Source organism: Corallococcus sp. RDP092CA (genome assembly GCF_041903675.1).
Taxonomy (GTDB): domain Bacteria; phylum Myxococcota; class Myxococcia; order Myxococcales; family Myxococcaceae; genus Corallococcus.
Genome location: NZ_JAYESI010000033.1, coordinates 61311 through 80037, shown reverse-complemented (window position 1 = coordinate 80037; position 18727 = coordinate 61311). Strand labels below are relative to the sequence as shown.

Below are 18727 nucleotides of genomic sequence, written 5' to 3'. Positions count from 1 at the left end.
GCCCCGCCTTCCGCCGCGGCGCTTCAGAACGCGAAGTCGCGCTCCAGCGTCTCCTGCCCGGCCTGCACCGTGAGGTGGGCCGAGTGCGCGCCGGTGGCCAGCGCCGTGGACAGGTCGAAGGACAGCCCCTCCGGCCCCTGCGTCGGCTTGAGCGACGGACGCCCGGGCGACAGGAAGACGGCGGCCGTCACGGGCCGCGCGCCCAGGGGCTGCACCAGCAGCCTCAGCCGCTGACGCTCACGCACCAGCACCACGCGGAAGTCGCGCCGCTCCTCCAGCACCTCGCGGTGCTCCGGAAGACGGGCCGCGCCCGGGCGCCGGGCCACGTCCGCGCGCGAGTCGCGCGCCGCGCGCGGGGCCTGCGCCCCGTCCTCCTCCAATTCCAGCGCTTCCTCGATGGCGGCGTCGCCCTCTTCCAGCGCCAGCACGGCCTGCGCGCACTCGCCGCAGCTGGCCGTATGGGCCTCCACGCGCTCGCGCTCCTCGCGGCTCATCTCGCCCGAGTCCAGCCGCCACAGCTCGTCGTCCGTGAGGTGGCGGCGCGGGGGCGTGTCCACCACCGCGGTGTCCGCCCGGTCCGCGCGGCAGCTGGCGCAGTCCTTCAGGTGCTCCGGGTCCCGCATGGGGCGGCCCGTCCAGGACGCCACCAGGTCATCGCAGCCGGCCCGCGCGGAGAACCACCAGGCGCCGGGGCGCTCCACGGGGTCCAGCAGGTCACGCTCGGCGCGGCGTTCGGCGTTGAGCGGGATGAACCAGCGCGCCCGGGGGCGCAGCGCGGTGTCCAGGTGCCCCAACGCTCCGAGGAAGCGCTCGCGGGCAGCGCCCGCCTCCCCGTCCAACGGGCCCTTCAACATCTCCCAGGTGACGAGCGCGCGGGCGGCGGAGGCGGCCCGGTCCCGCGCGGCCAGCCCTTCCAGCGCGGAGGCGCGCCACAGCTCCGCCTCGTCACCCTCCTCGCCCAGCGCCACCTCCATCGACTCCTCGGCGGCGCGCAGGAGCACCGGCTGGAGCGCCTGCGGTTTCTGCTGGGCCAGCCAAGCCTCCAGCTCGGGACGGCCGAGGCCCTTCAAGGCCTCCTCCACCCCGTCGGTGCCGAGCCGGTCCGAGCGGCGCAGCACGTCCCCCACCACCTCCAACAGCTCACCCACCGCGAGGGGGCCCGCGCCCAGGCGCGCGAACCGGGCCTGGTAGCGAGACAGCGCATCGCTCTTCATCGCGGCATCCCGGGCAGGGCGGAGGACGGCATGCCCCCGCGGGGCATCACGACGGGTCCTCCGGCAGTCCGTCCCGCTGCAACTCCAGCAGGTACAAGCGCAGGTATGCCTGGGCGCGACTGACGCGCTTGTACGAGTTCACCACGCTGATGTTCAAACGACGTGCGCATTCCTCGTGATCCTCCACGTCCTCGTGGTGATAGAGTTCCCATGCGGAAGCCTCCTTCGGGTGCTCCTGCTGGAGCCTGGCGTAGGCGGCCCAGTACAGCTCCTGCGCCTCGGCGCGCTCCTCGCGACGCCGTGCGCCCTCCACCGCCCGGGCCACCTCGGACGGGGTCTCTTCCATCACGTCGTCGGGCGAGGCCGGCGCGGGCGCCAGCTCCTCCCGGTGCCGCCGGTAGAAGTCGATGGCGACGTGCTTGACGATGCGCAGGAAGAACGTCTTGGGAGACGCGCTCCTGCCCGGCATCTGCTCGGACACACCCCGGAACTGGTCCAGGCCCCGGTCGATGAACTTCCCCACCGCGTCCTGGAAGAGCTCGTCGGCGTCCGCCGGCGAGCCCCGTCCGTAGCTGCCCTGGATCCTGCTGATGACGTACCGGGCCGGGCGCGCCCACCGCGCGCACAGGGCCCCCAGCGGAGTCCCGACGGCCTCGCCCGTGGCTCGGCGCCGCGTCACCTCCGCGAACAATTCCTCATCCGTGAGCTGCTCGTACACCGGGAGACCCTGGAGGCTGTCCCGGGAGGTCCTCGTCCCGGGAGGTTGGGTTACGGGGATGTGGCGCGGCAAATTAACACGTTGCATCCGCGAACAGCCTCCGACTGGTTACAGGGGCCCCTGACGCCCACCTCCCGCGTTTCCTGACGCGCTTTCCTCGCCCGTCGCGCATGACGCGGCGGGCGTTCTCCAAAGAGGGACGGGCAGGCCCGCAAGGCCCCGGAAGAAGGCCTGGAACCGCGCCGTCAGGATTCCGGCCGGGGGGCGTCCAGGGGCGCATCGCTTTCGAGCGCCCGGCCGAAGAGGCCCTACACGCCGTGGTTCGACTCCACCCCTCCGCTCACGAGGCGGGGGGCCCGCCGGCGGTCCGGCACTGAACCGTTCATTCAGCCTTCTGGCTTCCTCACTCGGGCGCTCACTTCCTCCCTCCCACCCCAGGCAGCCCCTCCGGGCATGCCTCCGTCCCGAAAGGGGGACGACCGCCATGACCGCTCGCACCCAGACGACCCTTCCGGAGACGCAGCGCGGCCCAGCCGAGCGGCTGCTCGACGTGGTGCTCGGCGGCTCCGCCCACCTGTGGCACCACCGCCCCGGCCTGGACGTGGACGGCACCTGGGTGGCCGCCGCCAGCGCGGACGCGAAGGCGAAGGCCCGCGGCCGCAAGGTGGCGCCGGGCCTGTTCGTGCCCGCCGCGGTGAAGCTGTACGGCCAGTTGCTGGAGCTCTACCGCCTGAACCCGACGCTGATGGCGCACTTCGCGTCCTACGCGCTGACGCAGACGGACTGGCGAGACCTGAAGGTGGCCACCTGCGCGCTGATGCTGGTGCAGGAGCACGCGGGCCAGCCCGTGCGCGACGGCCAGGGGACCATCGCCTTCCACGACGACGACTACCGCGCCATCGGCGAGGCCATGGTGCTGCACTACGTGCGCCACTCCACGCGGATGCTCACGCCCAAGGCCGTGCTGCGCGTGGCGGAGCTGTTGGAGACGCCGGAGATCGCGCGCCTCAACCGCGCCGCGGGCTTCGGAGACCCGGCGTCGCGCAAGCCGCCCCTGGGCCGCTGGAAGCGCGTGGCGCAGAAGTGGCTGGCCGCGCGCGAGGCGAACCTGCCCATGCTCCAGGGCCTGGTGAAGGCGGGCTACAAGGAGACGCTGAAGCGGCTGGCGCGCAAGGCGGGCTACAAGCCCCAGTCGCAGGGCTTCTTCGAGGTGCTCGGCTGGAAGCAGAAGCAGGCGGACGGCGGCCACCGGCAGGTGGGGCTGCAGGGGCTCACGCTGGTGAAGCGCGAGCGCTTCGACGGCCTCTCCGAGGCGGAGATCTGCGAGTGGATTGAACTGGAGCGGCTCTCCTACAAGGAGGTCGTGGGCCGGCTGCCGAAGGACGTGGGCCTCACGCCCGCCATCCTGGCCACGCTCTTGCCGTCGTTGTCGGACCGCGACCTGCGGCTGATGACGCCCACGCTGGAGGAGCTGGGCCTGCTGCAGGAGCCGTCCGTGAAGGCGCGCTGGGAGCGGGCGGTGGCGAGCGCCACGGATCAGCGCTCGCTGAACATCGCGAAGAACGTCCGGAGCGAGGACGTGCGCCGCAAGCTGGAGGAGGCGAGCGACAACGCCGTGAAGAAGGCGGTGGCGGAGGCGACGGCGGAGACGGACGTGCGGGTGATGTTCCTCATCGACAAGTCGGGCTCCATGGAGGGCGCCATCGAGCAGTCCAAGGAGGCGCTGTCGCGCATCCTCGCGGGCTTCCCGCTGGACAAGCTGCACGTGGCGGCGTTCGACACCATGGGCACGGTGCTTCAGCCCAAGGCGGCGAACCGCACGGCGGTGCAGCACATGCTGTCCAGGCTCACGGCGTTTGGCGGCACGGTGCACGCGGCCGGGGTCCACGCGCTGCACCGCTCCGGGGTGCGCATCCCGGCGGAGGCGAAGCTGGTGGTGATGGTGGTGGGTGACGAGGCGGGCGAGGCCGGCGACCAGTTCGCCCGGGCCTTCCACGCGTGTGGCTACAGCGTGGCGGCCATGGCGCTGCTGGTGAGCGTGGCGGGGGCGCGCGGCAGCACGGTGCGCTCGGGCGCGAAGCAGCTGGGCGTGCCCTTCAGCGAGGTGAGCGTGGGGCAGTTCGCGGACCCGTATCAGGTGCCGCGCGTGCTCCAGGCGCTGATGGACGCTCCGCGCGCGGCGGGGGCCAGCCAGTCCGGCTGGGTGGACCGGGTGATGAGCACGCCGCTGTTGAAGGTGGCGTGAAGCGGGAGGCAGGGGCGTGGACTACCGGAAGCTGCTCGGAAAGGTGGAGTCGGCGGTGCTGCCGTATTTCGGCGGCGGGACCGTGGACGCGCCTTCACGCCGCCTGCGCGTTCCCCAGCCCGTCGCCCCGGGCTGGTGGCGTTTCGAGGTGAAGGGCCGCGAGGCCACCGCGCGCGAACCGGCGTCTCCGGAAGGACTGGAGGCGCTGCCGCGCGTGCGGGGCCACCTCTGGGGGACGCGGCTGGTGCGCGAGGGCGCGGTGGCTGAACCGCTGGCGTTGATGCCGGAGGAGGAGCCGCCGCGCCTGTCGCCGGTGACGGCGCGGCGCTGGCATGACGGCACGCTCCTCTTCGAGGGCGTGGAGTTCGAGGGCGACGCGGAGGAGGCGGCGCGCCGAGCATTGGAGGAGGACCGCCCGCTGGGGGACGCGCGTGGTGTCGGCGCGGCGCTGCGCGCGGCGTTCGGCTTCTCGGTGCTGGAGACGGCGTCTCGCGGCACGGGCATCCCGTTCGCGCCCGTGGAGGCCCGTGCGCGGGTGCTCGACGTGGCGCGCGAGGGGCGCGCGGAGGCGGAGCGCTGCCTGCGCGCGCTGGTGGAGGAGCGGGCGCGATTCCTCCGGATGCAGGCGGAGCTGGAGGCCCGGCGCGAAGCAGCGGCCCGCGTGCGGATGCTTCAGGAGCCCATCGCGGAGCCGCACGCGTGGACCGGCCCCAGGCACGGAACGGAAGCGGCCTGGCAGGACGCGGAGGGGCGCGAGATCGCCCGGCCGCTGTCAGGGCGCGAGCGCGAACAGTGGGAGGCCCGCCACCGCGCGGAGGCCCGCCTGTGGGACGCGCACGTTTCATCCCAGCCTCCAGGCGCGCGGAACGGCCGGGCCTCCGCTCGCCGGGAGCACTGGCGCGCGGAGTCCGACGTCGGCGCACGGGTGGAGCACGCGTTGGACAAGGCCGGCGCGCGGCTGCTGGGCCACCGCCGGCTGGGAGATGGCCTGCTGGAGGTCGTCTACACGTTCATGGGCGAGCGCTTCGTCACGGTCGTGGAGGCCGCGACGCTGCGCGTGCGCGACGCGGGCGTGTGCCTCGCGGGCGCGGACGCCCAGGTCACGCTGGAGAGCCTGCCGTCCGTGCTCCGGGAAGCCATCGACACGGACGCGCTGGTCATCACCCGGCACGCCTGAAGCCACGTGTCCGACCGGACTCTCTCCACGCGTCGGTAAGGGCCACTTGGGAGGACGAACGGAATGTCGACGACGCGCGAGGTGTGCCTGCTCATCGGACCAGGGGACCGGGTGATGTGGGGGGATTCGTTCGACGATCCCCTGGCGCTTCCGGACTCCCGCTCCCGCTGGGAAGCCATCTGGAGCCTGCGGGACCTGCTGGTGGAGATCACCCACAGCCACCCGGAAGGTCCCCTGGCCTTCTCGCAGGAGGACGAGACGACCATGGCCGCGCTCCAGACGGCGCTGGGGCGACCGCTGCGCTTCTCCGTGGTGGCCCCCGACGGCATGGTGGTCCGCATGGGCGGCGAGGACGTGGTGGTGCGCGACGAGCCCGCGTGGGCCGCGCCGCTGCGCATCGCCTCGGGGCTCTTGTATGGGAGGCCCCGGCCCGGGCCGACCATCCTCCAGGAGGACGGCCTGCTCCTGGACGGAGCCCACCGCAAACCGTGAGCCGCGTCCCTCAGCCCGGCAGCAGGATGATGCGAGCGATCTCCGGGGGCGCGGCGACGCGCATGGGCGGGCCCACGAAGCCGCACCCGCGGCTGACATAGATTTGCGAGTCGCCCCGCTGGCTCAGGCCCGCGTTCGTCTCGCCCCAGATGAGTCGGCCCAGCACGTTGCCCGGGAACATCTGCCCGCCGTGCGTGTGCCCTGAGATCTGGAGCCCCACGCCCCGCTGGGCCACCACCTCGAAGTTGGAGGGCTGGTGCGCCAGCAGCACCGACGCCCGGTCCGGCCTGAAGCCCTTCATCGCCGCGTCCAGGTCGTAACCGGACTCCCCCAAGCGGCTCGCGCTCCAGTCGTCCACGCCCAGCAGGTCGAAGGACGCGCCCGCGTCACCAATGGTCACCGCGCGGTTGCGCAGCACGGTGATGCCCAGCCCTCGCACGAACTCCGTCCAGGCCTCCACGCCGGAGTAATAGTCGTGGTTGCCGGTGACGAAGTACGCGCCGTGCCGGGCCTTGAGCGCGCCGAAGCCGGCCGCGTAGCGCCCCAGCTCCGGCACCGAGCCGTCCACCAGGTCGCCCGTCACCGCGATGAGGTCCGGCTTGAGCGCGTTGGTGCGCGCCACCAGCTCGTCCACGAAGCGGCGCTGCAACACGCCGCCGATGTGGATGTCCGTGAGCTGCACCAGCGTGAAGCCCTCCAGCGCCTTGGGCAGCCCGGGCAGCCGCACCGGGATGTCCCTCACGTCCGGCGGGTGGAACGCGCGCCAGGTGCCATGGGTGCTCACCGCCGCGCCCGCCACGGTGGCGCCCGCCGCGAGCCCCCTGGCGAGGAAGGCGCGCCGCTCCGGCGACGGTGGCTCCGGAAGCCCGCGTGCCTGGGTGAGCACGCCCCGGACCACGTCCAGCCCCAGGGTGAACATGAGCACGTAGAGCACCAGCCCCATCCACACCAGCAGCACGATGCCGATGCCCCGCGCGACCTCGGAGGAGAACATCGCCCCCACCATCCGGGCGCCCAGCGAGCCCACCAGCCCACCAGCGAAGAGCACCCTCCCCGCGCGGCGCAGGGCCTTGCTCGCCGTCACGTCACGCACCAGGCGGCGGTACAGGTAGACGTGCGCCAACACGAGCAGCGTGGTGACCGGCACGAGGAACAGCACCATCCGGAGCCAGGAGGCCATGAAGGGCTGGGTCTATCCGCGCAGGAGCCGTTCCACGAGCGCCACGTACTGCTGCTTCGCGGCGTCCTTCGCCAGCCCCTTGCGGCCGGCCCACGCGTCGTACTTCGCGCGGCCCTTGATATCGAGCATGCCGGGGCGCTTGCCCTGCACGTCCCCCTCCGTGCCCTGCTTGTAGAGGGAGTACAGCTCCAGCAGCGTGTCGTTCGAGGGGGCCTGGGGCAGCGTCTTCACCCGGCTCTGGGCGGCGCTGAAGTCATCATCGAGGGCCATGCGCGGTCTCCGGCAAGCGTGTGCCAGCGACCTTAACAGCCCCCCTTCACATCGTCGGCAGCCAAAGGTGGCGGATGTCCGCGGGCAGCTGGGCGCTCACGTCCTCTGCCTCGCCTTCGCTGATCTGATGGCGGACGGCGTCCATCACCGCGCGCACCACGGGCTCCACCGCGTCCGGATGCAGGGCCAGGTCCTCGCCCACCAGCTTCAGGAGCTCGTCGCGTCCGAACTTCGACGGACGGGGGTCGGTGTCATGGCGCTCGCACCGATGCAGGAGCTCCGTGAGCTTGCGCGGCAGCTGCGCCTCCAGGTCGTGGGACTCCTCCGCCTGGATGCGCTGCTCCAGGCCACAGAGCACGGAGACGGCCGCCTGCTGGGCGACGCTCGGGGACATGCCGCCCCGTTCACAGAGGTGGTCGATGAAGCGGGCATACGTCTGACTGGCCCGCATCGCACTGCGCCGCGCACGCCGCTCCTCGATGGACAGCTCGCGCCGCTCCTCCGCATGCTCCTCGTCCTGGGGTGCGCCCGAGCGGCGCTGCGGATCACGGTCTTCAGCCATGGGGCTCCTCCCTGTCGGTCCCGGTGGTTGACAGGGTGACCATGCTCGCCCCGGAGGGCACGTCATCGCGGCCTGCCGCACAGTCCGCCGGCTGGCTGGCTGCTAGGCGGCCACGCGGCGGACGTAGGTGTCCCAGAGCGCGCCGAAGAAGAAGCCGCCGAAGCGGGCCAGCGCCTCGGCCCGCTGCACACCGTCCCGGGCGTTGAGCACGCGCAGGGTGGTGAGCTGGCGCGCGAACTCCTCCGCCGTCAGCCGCAGGAAGCCCCGGCCGATGCACGGCGCCTCCGGCCCGTCCCCCCGGTGCAGGGACACGAACAGCGTCGTGGTGTCCTTCCACAGGTCCAGGCCCGGGTCGTCGTAGAGGTCCTTGTAGCCCTCCAGGTAGTACGCCTCGCCGGACTCGCTGAGCAGGTGCAACAGGTACTCCATCCGCTGGCCGCCCTGCCGCGCGCGCTCGCGGGTCATCAGGCGCAGCTCGCCGCGCGTCACCACCAGCGGGCGGGACGACAGCACCGGCGCCGTCACCGTGCCCATCAGCTTCAACGGGTGGCGCTCATCGCGCAGCGTCGCGTCCAGGTCCTCCGTCGTCACGGTGAGCACGAAGCGCAGGGGCGTGGCGTCGTCGCGCTCCGGGTCCCCGGCCTCCAGGTGCGAGGCCCGCACGTCGCCGGACACGAAGCCGTGCATCGTCTCCGTGAAGCGGACGCCCACGGGCCCCGGAGCCTGGGGGGCGGTGGCCTCCGGCAGCGGCGTGTAGTCGATGCTCCACCCGTGCCGCCGCGCCATCAGGACGCAGGCGCGCTCGGCGACGGCGGAGATGGTGAGCAGCGGGTTGATGCCCAACGAGCGCGGCACCACGGAGCCGTCGGACACGTACAGGCCCTCGTGCACCGCGTGGCCGGACGTGCCGGAGAAGACGCGCCCCTCGTGGTCCACCACCCCATCCTCCGCCCGCTCGGCCATGACGCAGCCGCCCAGCGGGTGCGTGCACAGGAGCTCCTTGCCGAAGGCCTCGGACCAGAGGGGGTAGCGCACGAAGGTGCCGCCCAGCGCGGCGGTGGCCCGGCGCAGGCGCTCCTCGATGCGGGTGAGCTGCGGGTCGCGGCCGGCGTCCGGCCAGTGCAGGCGCACGCGGTCGTGCTCCAGCCGCAGCTCGCCCTTGCCCTCGTCGTGGGACATCACCATCAGCGTCTGCGTGTGCTCCACCGCGCCGTGGTCCGGGCCGCGCACGAAGCTGTCCGCCTGGCGCAGCCGCTCCTGGACCCAGTCCAGGATGCCCTCGTCGGTGTCCTCGCCCACCAGCGCCGCGGCCCCCGCGAGCGCCGCGGGCATCAGCGACGCGAGCGCGCCGGGGATGGCGCCCTCCTCGATGATCATCCCCTCGTCCAGCCGCGCGGTGTCGCGCTGGTCGATGACGCCCGCGATGCAGGGGCCCACCGGGTCGCGCGTCTCGTGGTCCTGCTCGCCGTGGCCCACGCCGTGGACGGGCATGTCCAGGTTGTAGCCGAAGGCCAGCACGTCGCCGTTGCTGCTGAAGCGGTGGCCCAGCTTCGAGGACACGGACAGCCCGAGCTCGCGCGAGCGCAGGAGGAGCTCCGTCGTGCCCATGGTGCCGGCCGCCAGGACGACCCGGTCCGCGGTGAGCCACGCGTCGGGCGCGTCGAAGCGCTCTCGGCCGGTGTTGAGGGGGCGGTAGTAGACCCGCCACTTCGCGCCGTCCGGCACCACCGCGCGCACCGCGACCTCGGTGAAGATGCGGGCGCCGTGCGCGTGCGCGTCCGGCAGGTAGTTCATCAGCACGGTGTTCTTCGCGCCGGTGTTGCAGCCCGTGGCGCAGTCACCGCACAGCGAGCACCCCGGCTGCCGCACGCCCGCGGCGTTGACGCCCGCCTCGAACGTCACGGCCACCGGCGGCCGCGTCAGCCGTCCGCCCAGCTTCTCCGCGGAGATGCCGAACGTCTTGAGCTTCTGAAGGGGCGGGTGGTCCTCCGGGTACGGCAGGGGCCGCAGCATCAGCTCCGCGTGCGTGAAGCCGTCCTCCAGGAGTCCCTGCACGTCGGCGCGCAGGGCCGCTGGCCAGCGCGGGTCCTCGAACACGCGCGGGTCGGGGCGCATCGTCACGCCGGCGTTGATGAGCGACGTGCCGCCCAGGCCGCAGCCGTCGATGACGGACACGTCGCCGTTGCGGTGCACCTCGATGAGACCGGTGGGGCTGCCCACGTCCAGGTCGCCCTGGCCCGGGGCGCAGTGGAGCTGGAACTCGGCCAGCGCCTGCGCGGGCGTGCGCGGCATCTCCCCCGGGTGCAGCTCCCGGCCGCGCTCGAGCACGCACACCTGCTGCCCCGCGCGAGCCAGCCGGCTGGCCGTGATGCCTCCGCCATAGCCCGACCCCACGACGACCACGGGGTAGTGGGATGCCAGCTCACTCAACGGGGATGACAGCCTGCGCATGCGCACTCCTGGCGGCCCGACCGCCGCCTTCTTCCTGATGCCGCCTTTTTATTCCCCCCCGCTGACGCCAGGGATGGCGGGCCGCATGCTGCGCGGTCCAACGGCGCGGATCCACTCTCCGGCCCTCCCTCGCCTCCCGCCTGTCCTCGGGGACAGGCCCACGCCTGACCGGCCGGGCAGCGGGCGGCTCACCTGCCCGGTCGGGTCCTCGCCGGTCAGACGCCCGGGGTGCTCATCCTTGAGGGGAAATCCGCCTGCCTGGACCTCGGGAGGAGACCTACAGGAAGCGGCGCAGCACCCAGGCGCCCAGGCTGAGCAGCACGGAGAGGAGGAACATGGACGCCAGCGGCGCGTAGATGCGCGTGTTCCCGCTCTCCACGCGGAGGTCCCCCGGCAGCCGGCCGAACCAGGAGAAGGCGCCGACCCACACCAGCAGGCCCACGACGACGAGCCCCAGGCCCGCCACCACCAGCATCAACCCCACGGGTTTCATCCGGGACGCCCCTCCTCCAGCTCCGAGGCCTCTCCCCCCGCGCGGCGGAAGGCGTTCACCAGCCGGTGCGCGTGGCGCGTCGTCTCCGGCTCTCGGTAGCGGGGGCTGGCCTTCAACACCCACTCCACTGCGGTGTCCAGGTCCATGCGGTGGCCAGGGGAGACGTATACGGGGCTGACGCCCGCGCGGGTGCGGACCGCCATGCCCACCACCTCGCCCTTGTGGGTGATGGGGGACGTGGCGCCCCGCCGCTCCGCGAGCTTCCCGGGCGTGCCCACCAGGAGCGACTTGGCGCACCCGATGGAAGGGATGTCGAACAGCAGCCCCCCGTGGCAGGCGATGCCCAGGCGCCGAGGGTGCGCGGTGCCCTGGCCGTCGAAGACGAGCACGTCGGGGCGGACGGTGAGCTTCTCCCAGACGGCGGCCAGCACCGGCAGCTCGCGGAAGGACAGCAGGCCGGGGACATAGGGGAACGTCAGCGGCGCCGTGGCCACGGCGCGGGCCACCGGCTGGAGCGTCTGCGCGTCGAGCACCACCATGCCGCCATAGCCCGTGTCGTTGCCCTTCTCCGTGGAGATGTCGGCGCCCGCCAGCCGGGTGACGCGCAGGCCCGGCGGAGGTTCGAGGATGAGCTGCTCGCGCAGGCGCTTCTGCAGCGCCACGGCCTCCGTGGGCGTCACGTTCCAGGTGTGCGGTGCTCGCGGTGCCTCCATGCGTCTCCTCCCGTGCCCCCAACACTGTGCATTGTCCGGCCGGAGCGTGACCACCGTGCCCCTCGTCCACGTCCACGAGGCGACGGACATAGACCGGGCGGACCGTGAAGGGGGGCGTACAGGAGGCATGGGAATGACTTCGCGGCCCATGGAGCGCGCGGCGTGCCTGCGCGGCGCTCCCCTTCCGCGCACAGCCAGACACCGTGGACGAGGGAGGAGCGCAGGGGAGTCCGCCTGCTCAACCGCCTTCCCTCGCCGGCCCGGAGGTCGCGGGCACGGTACGGCCGGCCCGACAGGCCGGGTTGTCAGGACACCCCAGGAGGCGCCGTCCCGGGCCAGGGGTTCTCTTCCCTGGAGGCACGCGACCATGGCGACGCTCAACATCACCTACGACGGACACTCGGCGGACGTGCCGGTGGAGCTGGAGCGGCACATCAGCGACGCGGACGTGCGCCGCATCGCGGTGGAGCTGGTGCGCTCGGGGGGCGTGCCGGGCCTGCACCGCTTCCAGCTGCGGGATGAGGCCTTCCAGCACTACGTCGTGGACCGCTTCCGCGGTGCGCACGGCGAGGAGCGCATCTACCTGCGTCCGAAGGTGCCCTTCGGGGCGTGCTGAGGACGACCGACATGCGCATCGTCTTCTGTGGCGTGGGGGCCATCGGGTCCGCAACGGCGCTGTTATGCCGCAACCTGGACGCGACGCTGGTGTTCATCGACTTCGACCGGGTGGAGTCGAAGAACCTGCTGTCACAGGCTTACGTGAAGCCGTCCGTCGGCAAGAACAAGGCGGAGGCGCTGAAGCTCCAGTTGCACAACCTGCACGGCGTGAAGGCGGAGTCCCTCGGCGTGCGCCTCACGCGCGACAACGTGGAGGCGCTGTGCAGGGGCGCCGACCTGCTGGTGGACGCCTTCGACAACCAGGACAGCCGCCAGCTGCTCAGCGACCATGCCCGGAGGACGGGTACGCCGCTGGTGCACGGCGCGGTGGCCGCGGACGGCGCGTTCGGACTGGTGCGCTGGGATGAACGCTTCACGCCTGACGCCGAGGACACCCAAGGCCAGACCACCTGCGAGGGCGGCGAGCACCTGCCGTTCCTGGGCCTGCTGGCCGCGACGCTCGCGCGGGCGGTGCAGGACTTCCTCCAGCACGGGGTGAAGCGGGATGCCTTCGTGAACCTGAGCGCGGTCACCCCGGTTGTGGGTCAGGGCTGAGCGCCCACCGTCAGCCCGCGCGCGCCAGGGCCTCGCGCTCCTGGTCGAAGCGCACGAGCGCCTCGACGATGTCCTCCTTCGAGTCCGTGAGGAGCAGGTGGCGCGCGTACTGCTGTCCGCGAGCCAGGTGCTCCAGCAGCGGGTACACGGGCCGGGTCTTCGTCCAGAACTCGCGTCCCAGGAAGAGCATGGGGCTGATGACGCCCGTGGTGTTGTAGTGGTTCTGGCAGGCGTCCTGGAAGACCTCCTGCACGGTGCCCGCGCTGCCGGGAGAATAGATGACGCCGCCCCGGGCAATGGAGAGCAGTCCCTCCTCGCGCACGCTGTTGGCGAAGTACTTCGCGATGCGCGTGGCGAAGGGGTTGGGCGGCTCGTGGCCGTAGAGCCAGGTGGGGATGCCCAGGCTGTCGCCCATCGCCGCCGCGTCGCGAAGCGGCCAGGTGGCCCGCACTTCGAAGGCACGCGAGAGCCAGTCCGCGTCCTGGTAGGACGGAGCCCGGGCCAGGACCGCGAGCGCCGCGTCCAGGTCCTCATCCGCCCGTGGCGCGAACCACGCGCCCAGGTGCGTGGCCTCCATGGCGCCCGGACCGCCGCCGCTCACCAGGAAGAACCCCAGGCGCGCCAGTGCACGGGCCAACTCCGCCACGGAGCGGTAGTCGTCCTGGCCTCGCAGCATGGAATGGCCGCCCATGATGGCCACCACCCGGCGGGGCTTGCCTTGCTCCAGCAGCGCCTCCTCCAGCGCGTCGCTGATGGCGTGGTCATGAAGCCGCTGGGCCAGGGTCTCCAGGATGGAGGGCGGGTGGGCCCCGCCGCGCGAGCTCCAGTGCGCGTAGACGCGCGCATCCAGCGTGTCCGCGTAGGTCTCCGGACGGGTCGGGTCAAAGCCCGCGTACAGCTCCTCCGGCGTGTAGAGGCTGCCCCGATACGGGCAATAGGGCAGCCCCGAGAAGGGCGGGAACACCATGGCGCCCCGCGCGAGGACGTGATGCAGGGTCGCGGGCTCCAGGAGACAGCCCAGGAAGACAGCACCGGTGAGGTCCGCGCCGAGCAGCGCATCGCTCCACGCGCGCAGGTCCAGCCCCTGGAGGACGACGTTGGCGAGGCTGCGGCCTTCGCGAAGGTGCTGCTCGAATGCGGCCAGGGTCTCGAGTTCCGTCATGGGTATCTCACCGCGATACTACACGCGGCTTGTCCTCTGGCCGCGGACGGTGTCCCTCAGCACCTGGCTCCAAGCCACGTCGTGGCCGGGACCCGTCAGGAAAGGAGCTTCACCGCGTCATTCCTCCCCAGAAAGGAGGGATGCCCATGCTGAACCCCAATGCGCTGGATCCGCAGCGACCCGCCACGAAGGTGGCTTCTCCAGAGACCCTGGAGCTGGCCATCGCATCCTTCCGTGGCAGTCCGCTCGGCACCTGACCCTCGAATCCGCCGCCCGGCAGACCGGGAGTGGACAGGGGCCGGGTTCCCGAGGGGGGACCCGGCCCCTGTCGCGTCCGGGTCCTCCCTCGAAGGTCGAAACACCTCGGGATGTAGCTCAGCCTGGTTGAGAGCGTGCGCCTCGGGCGCGCAAGGTCGCTGGTTCGAATCCAGTCATCCCGACTTCAAATCAAAACACAGACATTCCGCCGGGGTAGCCCAACTTGGTAGAGGCGCCGCGCTCAGAACGCGGAGGTTGCGGGTTCGAATCCCGCCTTCGGCACTTCGAACAAGCCTCCAAGTCCTTGTGACCTGGGGGCTTTTTCATTTTCAGGCCGTGGCCTCCTGCGCGTGTGCCCCCAGTGTGCCCCTCGGGCGGCTGTCGAGGACCTTCACCGCCTCTCGTTTGATGTCCGGGCTCAAATGGGCGTACCGCTCCGTCATGCTGAGGGTGGCGTGCCCCATCAGTTCCTGGATGACCCGCAGTGGCACGCCCTTCATGGCGAGGTGGCTCCCGTAGGTATGGCGCAGGTCGTGCCACCCGATTCTCCCCACCTCGCGGGTGATGCCTGCTGCCCGGAGGGCCCGGCGAAGCGGCGCACGCATCTTGCCCGGGGTGAGGCGCTCACCGTTCTCCTCGCAGAAGACATAGGGGCCTCGGAGGTGCCGGTGAGCCTTGAGTGCGTCCACGACGGACTCTGGAAGGTCCACCGTCCGGGTGCTGCCGCCCTTGGGTGGGCCTTCGACACCGCGCCAGACGGTCCGCTTGACGTGGAGCTTGGCGCGGACGAAATCGATGTCTGGCCACTGGAGCCCGATGAGTTCACCCTGGCGAAGGCCTGTCTTGGGGGCCGTCGTCAGGAGGGCGACGTCTTGAGGAGCGGCGGAGTCGATGAGCTGCTCCACTTCTTCGAAGGAGAGGAAGTCGAAATCCGGCTTCTTCAGCTTGAAGAGTTTCATGTCGGGAGCGTTCGCCAGGACGCCTTGCTCCTTCGCGAGATTGAGCAGCTTGCCGAGGACGGCCAGGGCGTTGTTGATGGTCTTCAGGCTCAACGTCTTCGGCTTTGAACCCGTGCGCCTGCGGAGCGCCCTCTTGGACGGATTCTCCGAGAGCCTTCCCCGCCTCGGGGCCTTCTTCTTCATGACGGCCTTGAAGTCCTCGATTTCGGCGGGGCCGATGGCGTCCAAGGCCATCTCCCCGAAGAAGGGGAGGATGTGGTCCCGGAGGATTTGCTGCTTGCTGACGACGGTGGAGTACTTGTTGTTGTTGTCGCTGTAGGTGAGGAATCGCTGGGTGAAGTTCATCATGGTGAGGGGCGCTTCCTCGCTCTTGTTCTCCTTTCCGAAGGTTCCGGTGAGCAGGGCGTGGCGGACCTGACGCTCGTACTCTTCGGCGCCCCTCCTGGTGTCGATGGGCGAGGCCTTGCGGACTCGCTCCACCTTCCCATTGGGGTGCTGGTACTTGACGTCCACCCACCACGCCTCTTGCACCTTGCCCTCCTTCGTCTTCCACTTCCGCAGTCTGACGCTCATGGCTTCACTCCGAGCGCAGGACCGCCGTTACCCGGCCACCATGCTAGCAGCGCGTCGCGGTGGATGCGGAGCACTCTGCCGAGGCGGGCGATGCCGGGCACCTGCCCGAGACGGATGGCCTCGTACAACGTCTTGCGGTTCACGCGCAGGAGCGCGGCGGCTTCTTCCACGGTGAGGAATTCGGGAGCCGCAGCGGTGGGAGGCTCTGCTGGTGTCGCGGGCCCCTTCTGGCAAGTGTGACGGCTCATGACGTCGCCCTCCCCATCTGCGACGGGCGCGCCTGGAGTCGCTGGGCAATCGATGCCCCCTGCGCGTTCTCCGCCCCCACCTTCTCGTCATCGAGAACCAAGCAATAGGCGCGCACACGCTTACCCTCGGCGGAGACCTTGCGCGTCAGGTGGCCCTCTTCCTTGAACACCAACCCCTTCGCGGCAAGCTCCGTCATCACCTGTCGGGTGTCGAATCGTCCTTCCCTCGCGATGTCGTGCATCGTCGTCTGGAAGATGGCGACAACACGCCTCCCGCTGGAGTCCCTGTCGTCCGTCACCATCCCCGGGCGCTTGATGGCGAAGGAGCTTTCAAAGCCGGCCCAGTTCGCGGCGACGTAGTTCATGATGAAGTCATAGGCCGCGTCGGCGGTCGTCCTCGTCTCGCGGGACTCCTTCAACACCGCCGCACAGAACGCGTGCCCCGCTTCGAGCGCGGCTGCCTGGGCGGGTGCATCGGACTCGCCGCAGATGTAGATGCGTGCGAGTCTGTCGGCCATCACGAGGAGCGCGGCGTAGCGTGCTTGCTCCGCTGTCTCCGTCACCATCTGGGCGGCGAGCTGGCGGTGTTGCTCTCGGAGTTCGTCGAGTCGGTCCGCGCCCGTGTAGCACTCCATGAGCGCGCGGATGAAGGCGGGCCCCGCGTGGCCGTGGTGCTTCTCCAAGCCCTGGTGCGTTTGCGTGGCGAGGCTCGCGTCCCCCAACGGCTGGGCGCACACCTCCAGCGTCCGGTTCTTCGCCCCTGCCGCGCCTCCAATCTGCAACAGCGGCTTTTCTCCGGAGATGAAGGCCAGCGAGCGCCAGGTCTTCCGCGCGCGCAGCTCGCCGGTCTGCGTTGCCCGCGCGCCGCTCGTCTCCGTCCCCACGATGTAGGCCATGAGGTTCGTCATTCCCTCGCGCGTGACTTGGGTGTCGTCAATCCAGGTGGGCAGGTCGCGGTGACGGGACAGCTCGCCCTGCAACGCGGCCGACGAGACATCCCCGCTGATTTTGAGGCCAGAAGGACGCCCCCACACCGACGTGGTGGTCGCCTGCACGGCGGACTTCCCCGTTCCAGATGCGCCCCAGATGGACAGGCACATGCTGCGCAGGCCCAAGAGCCGCAACAGGGGGGCCGCGAAGCCAGCAGCCCACGCCATTTCAGCGAAGGGGCCCCTGTCACGAACGGCCAGCATCAAGCGCAGGTGCTCATCCGCCGAACCCCGCGACTCAAGTGCATCGAGGAAGGCTGCCTCTCCGGGCATGATGACGCGGCCGGGCTCGCCAATCACCTGCCGTCCCACGACGAAGCTCTTCATGTCGTGAGACCAGCCGCTCTGGGTGAAGATGCGCACCCGGGGCAAGCTCGCGTGGCTGTGCTGCTCCTGGGCTTGGAGGAAGTCCTGGACCTTCTTGCTGTTGCTGCTGGTGAGGGGGGCGCCGCGACCGGCCAGTTCCAGGATTTCGTTTCCCGACACCTTGGCTCGCGGCATCGTCTCCACGCGCTCGCGTTGCCCGTACAGCCACCGCACCGTCACGTAGCAGGTGCCGTGCTCGTCCTCCCCTGTCTCGGTGATGTTGATGGGGGCGGAGGCAATGGTGGACAGGTTGCCCTTGTCGGTGACCTTGAAGATGCCAAGCGACTGGCCATCGTGGATGGTGTAGCCCGGAGCTGCCATCCAGCCATCAGCGCCAGGAGGCGCATCGGAGGTGGGAGGAGTCTCGGTTGACGGGCGGGAACCGGCCGCGCCTTTCAGTGCAGCGGCGACGAGAGCGGACTCGGCTAGCGCGGTGCCGTAGTCGTCATTGATTCGTCGGAGGCGTTCCGCAACGTGCGCGGCGTCATGCTTCGAGCAGTTCATCGCCGTCACGGACGGAGCCAGGAGCCGCAGCACGGTTGCGTCCGAGGCCTCGGGAGCCTTGAAGCGCAGGTACGAGAGAAAGGCCCAGAGGTTCCCTTCATGGTGCCCAGCGGGGAACAAGGGCTGTCCCTGCTTCATGCGCTTCACCGCCGCCGCATGCTCCGGGGCGCTTGTCGCGTGCCACCGAGTCCAGAGGTGGGATTCGGTGAGTCCATCCCCGGTTGGTGGCTGCCACGTGCCCACCGCGGATTCCCCCTTCGCGAGCGTGGGGCGCGTGCGCTTCGCTTGGGCTGCATCGCGAATCCACTGCGGCGCTTCGGCGGGCGGAAGCTCGGAGGGGGACGCTCCCTCAAGCCATGCGTAGCGCTCTCCCGTGCGGTGGAGGCTCGGGGGCGCGATGACGTAACCACCGTTGCCTCGGGTGTCGATACCGGGCGCGAGGCTACCAGCCTTCGACACCATGCCTGCGTGGCGGAAGTAGACGTGACAGCCGCCGCCGCTGGTGCGGGCCGTGACGGTGTCGGGCAGTTCGCCTCGTTCCTCTTCCAGCTTTGCGAGGGTCGCCACTCCATCGGCCTTCGCGTCCGCGTCCACAACGTCCACGCCGGAGAGGGCTCCCGTAGCGATGGCGACGTTGGCGGACGGCCACTGCCGCCACCACTCGCGGATTTGGGCTTCGTCCGTCGTGGCGTCCTTCACGCCGTTGCGTGTGCGCGGGTGTTTCCCTGTCTGGCTGCATTCCGCTCCCTTGGGGCAAGCGCAGATGAGGGCGCCGGAGGGCGAGCGAACGGGCTCAAAGCAGGGGAAGACATGCCAGCCGCGCCCCGCGTACTCCAGGGCGGCGGCTTCCAGTGAGTGAGTCGAGTTCGGGTCAGAGGCTTCCACGGGACATCCAAGGGCAAAAGAAGGGAATCGCGGCGAGCCCAAGGGCTGCTGCGCTG

General features: G+C 70.8%; 17 protein-coding genes and 2 tRNA genes. 7 read left to right on the top strand and 12 right to left on the bottom strand.

The window, feature by feature from the left end:
- Nucleotides 1-23: 23 nt before the first annotated feature.
- Together U8525_RS28205 and U8525_RS28200 are read right to left on the bottom strand one after the other, a co-directional pair.
- Entirely contained in the window at nucleotides 24-1214 is a 1191-nt protein-coding gene (locus tag U8525_RS28205; protein WP_374269789.1) for a zf-HC2 domain-containing protein, read from the bottom strand.
- 46 nt (nucleotides 1215-1260) lie between these two features.
- Nucleotides 1261-1932 (bottom strand): RNA polymerase sigma factor, encoded by a 672-nt coding sequence (locus U8525_RS28200; protein WP_374269788.1) that lies wholly within the window; start codon nucleotides 1930-1932, stop codon nucleotides 1261-1263.
- Between the two features lie 484 nt (nucleotides 1933-2416).
- Here U8525_RS28200 and U8525_RS28195 point away from each other — a divergent pair, with 484 nt between their 5' ends.
- From U8525_RS28195 to U8525_RS28185, 3 genes are all read left to right on the top strand, one after another.
- Nucleotides 2417-4177, top strand: coding sequence for a VWA domain-containing protein (locus tag U8525_RS28195; protein WP_374269787.1), 1761 nt, complete (start codon nucleotides 2417-2419; stop codon nucleotides 4175-4177).
- A 16-nt stretch (nucleotides 4178-4193) separates the two neighbouring features.
- Nucleotides 4194-5354: a hypothetical protein gene (locus U8525_RS28190; RefSeq protein WP_374269786.1), complete on the top strand. Its 1161-nt coding sequence runs from the start codon at nucleotides 4194-4196 to the stop codon at nucleotides 5352-5354.
- Between the two features lie 63 nt (nucleotides 5355-5417).
- Nucleotides 5418-5846 (top strand): hypothetical protein, encoded by a 429-nt coding sequence (locus U8525_RS28185; RefSeq protein ID WP_374269785.1) that lies wholly within the window; start codon nucleotides 5418-5420, stop codon nucleotides 5844-5846.
- Nucleotides 5847-5856: 10 nt separating this feature from the next.
- Here U8525_RS28185 and U8525_RS28180 read toward each other — a convergent pair whose 3' ends face one another.
- The 6 genes from U8525_RS28180 to nfi all read right to left on the bottom strand — a co-directional run bounded on the left by U8525_RS28180 (nucleotide 5857) and on the right by nfi (nucleotide 11515).
- Nucleotides 5857-7026: a metallophosphoesterase gene (locus U8525_RS28180; RefSeq protein WP_374269784.1), complete on the bottom strand. Its 1170-nt coding sequence runs from the start codon at nucleotides 7024-7026 to the stop codon at nucleotides 5857-5859.
- 12 nt (nucleotides 7027-7038) lie between these two features.
- Nucleotides 7039-7296, bottom strand: a complete 258-nt coding sequence (locus U8525_RS28175) for an acyl-CoA-binding protein (protein ID WP_374269783.1) — start codon at nucleotides 7294-7296, stop codon at nucleotides 7039-7041.
- Nucleotides 7297-7342: 46 nt separating this feature from the next.
- A complete protein-coding gene (locus U8525_RS28170; protein ID WP_374269782.1) occupies nucleotides 7343-7858 on the bottom strand; it encodes a DUF2267 domain-containing protein in 516 nt (171 codons plus the stop codon).
- Between the two features lie 102 nt (nucleotides 7859-7960).
- Nucleotides 7961-10309, bottom strand: a complete 2349-nt coding sequence (locus U8525_RS28165) for a GMC family oxidoreductase N-terminal domain-containing protein (RefSeq protein WP_374269781.1) — start codon at nucleotides 10307-10309, stop codon at nucleotides 7961-7963.
- Between the two features lie 277 nt (nucleotides 10310-10586).
- Nucleotides 10587-10802 carry a DUF2905 domain-containing protein gene (locus U8525_RS28160; protein WP_374269780.1) on the bottom strand — a complete coding sequence of 72 codons (216 nt, stop codon included), beginning with the start codon at nucleotides 10800-10802 and terminating at the stop codon, nucleotides 10587-10589.
- Nucleotides 10799-11515 carry a deoxyribonuclease V gene (gene nfi, locus U8525_RS28155; protein ID WP_374269779.1) on the bottom strand — a complete coding sequence of 239 codons (717 nt, stop codon included), beginning with the start codon at nucleotides 11513-11515 and terminating at the stop codon, nucleotides 10799-10801. Before nfi ends, U8525_RS28160 begins: the two co-directional genes overlap by 4 nt.
- Nucleotides 11516-11882: 367 nt before the next feature.
- Between nfi and U8525_RS28150 the strand changes: the two genes are divergently transcribed.
- Entirely contained in the window at nucleotides 11883-12131 is a 249-nt protein-coding gene (locus U8525_RS28150) for a hypothetical protein (RefSeq protein ID WP_374269778.1), read from the top strand.
- Nucleotides 12132-12142: 11 nt separating this feature from the next.
- Entirely contained in the window at nucleotides 12143-12727 is a 585-nt protein-coding gene (locus U8525_RS28145; RefSeq protein WP_374269777.1) for a ThiF family adenylyltransferase, read from the top strand.
- Between the two features lie 10 nt (nucleotides 12728-12737).
- On the opposite strand, the gene U8525_RS28140 is transcribed toward U8525_RS28145, so the two are convergent.
- Nucleotides 12738-13889, bottom strand: coding sequence for an LOG family protein (locus tag U8525_RS28140; protein ID WP_374269776.1), 1152 nt, complete (start codon nucleotides 13887-13889; stop codon nucleotides 12738-12740).
- A 364-nt stretch (nucleotides 13890-14253) separates the two neighbouring features.
- Between U8525_RS28140 and U8525_RS28135 the strand changes: the two genes are divergently transcribed.
- Nucleotides 14254-14329, top strand: a tRNA-Pro gene (locus tag U8525_RS28135).
- A gap of 25 nt (nucleotides 14330-14354) precedes the next feature.
- A tRNA-Leu gene (locus U8525_RS28130) sits at nucleotides 14355-14429 on the top strand.
- A 47-nt stretch (nucleotides 14430-14476) separates the two neighbouring features.
- Here the strand turns inward: U8525_RS28130 and U8525_RS28125 are convergent.
- Genes U8525_RS28125 through U8525_RS28115 form a run of 3 tightly spaced genes read right to left on the bottom strand, consistent with a single transcriptional unit; the run spans nucleotide 14477 to nucleotide 18671 of the window.
- Nucleotides 14477-15679 carry a tyrosine-type recombinase/integrase gene (locus U8525_RS28125; protein WP_374269775.1) on the bottom strand — a complete coding sequence of 401 codons (1203 nt, stop codon included), beginning with the start codon at nucleotides 15677-15679 and terminating at the stop codon, nucleotides 14477-14479.
- Nucleotides 15676-15927, bottom strand: coding sequence for a helix-turn-helix domain-containing protein (locus tag U8525_RS28120; protein WP_374269774.1), 252 nt, complete (start codon nucleotides 15925-15927; stop codon nucleotides 15676-15678). The genes U8525_RS28125 and U8525_RS28120 overlap by 4 nt, the downstream gene beginning before the upstream one ends.
- Entirely contained in the window at nucleotides 15924-18671 is a 2748-nt protein-coding gene (locus U8525_RS28115) for a bifunctional DNA primase/polymerase (RefSeq protein WP_374269773.1), read from the bottom strand. The genes U8525_RS28120 and U8525_RS28115 overlap by 4 nt, the downstream gene beginning before the upstream one ends.
- Nucleotides 18672-18727: the final 56 nt, after the last annotated feature.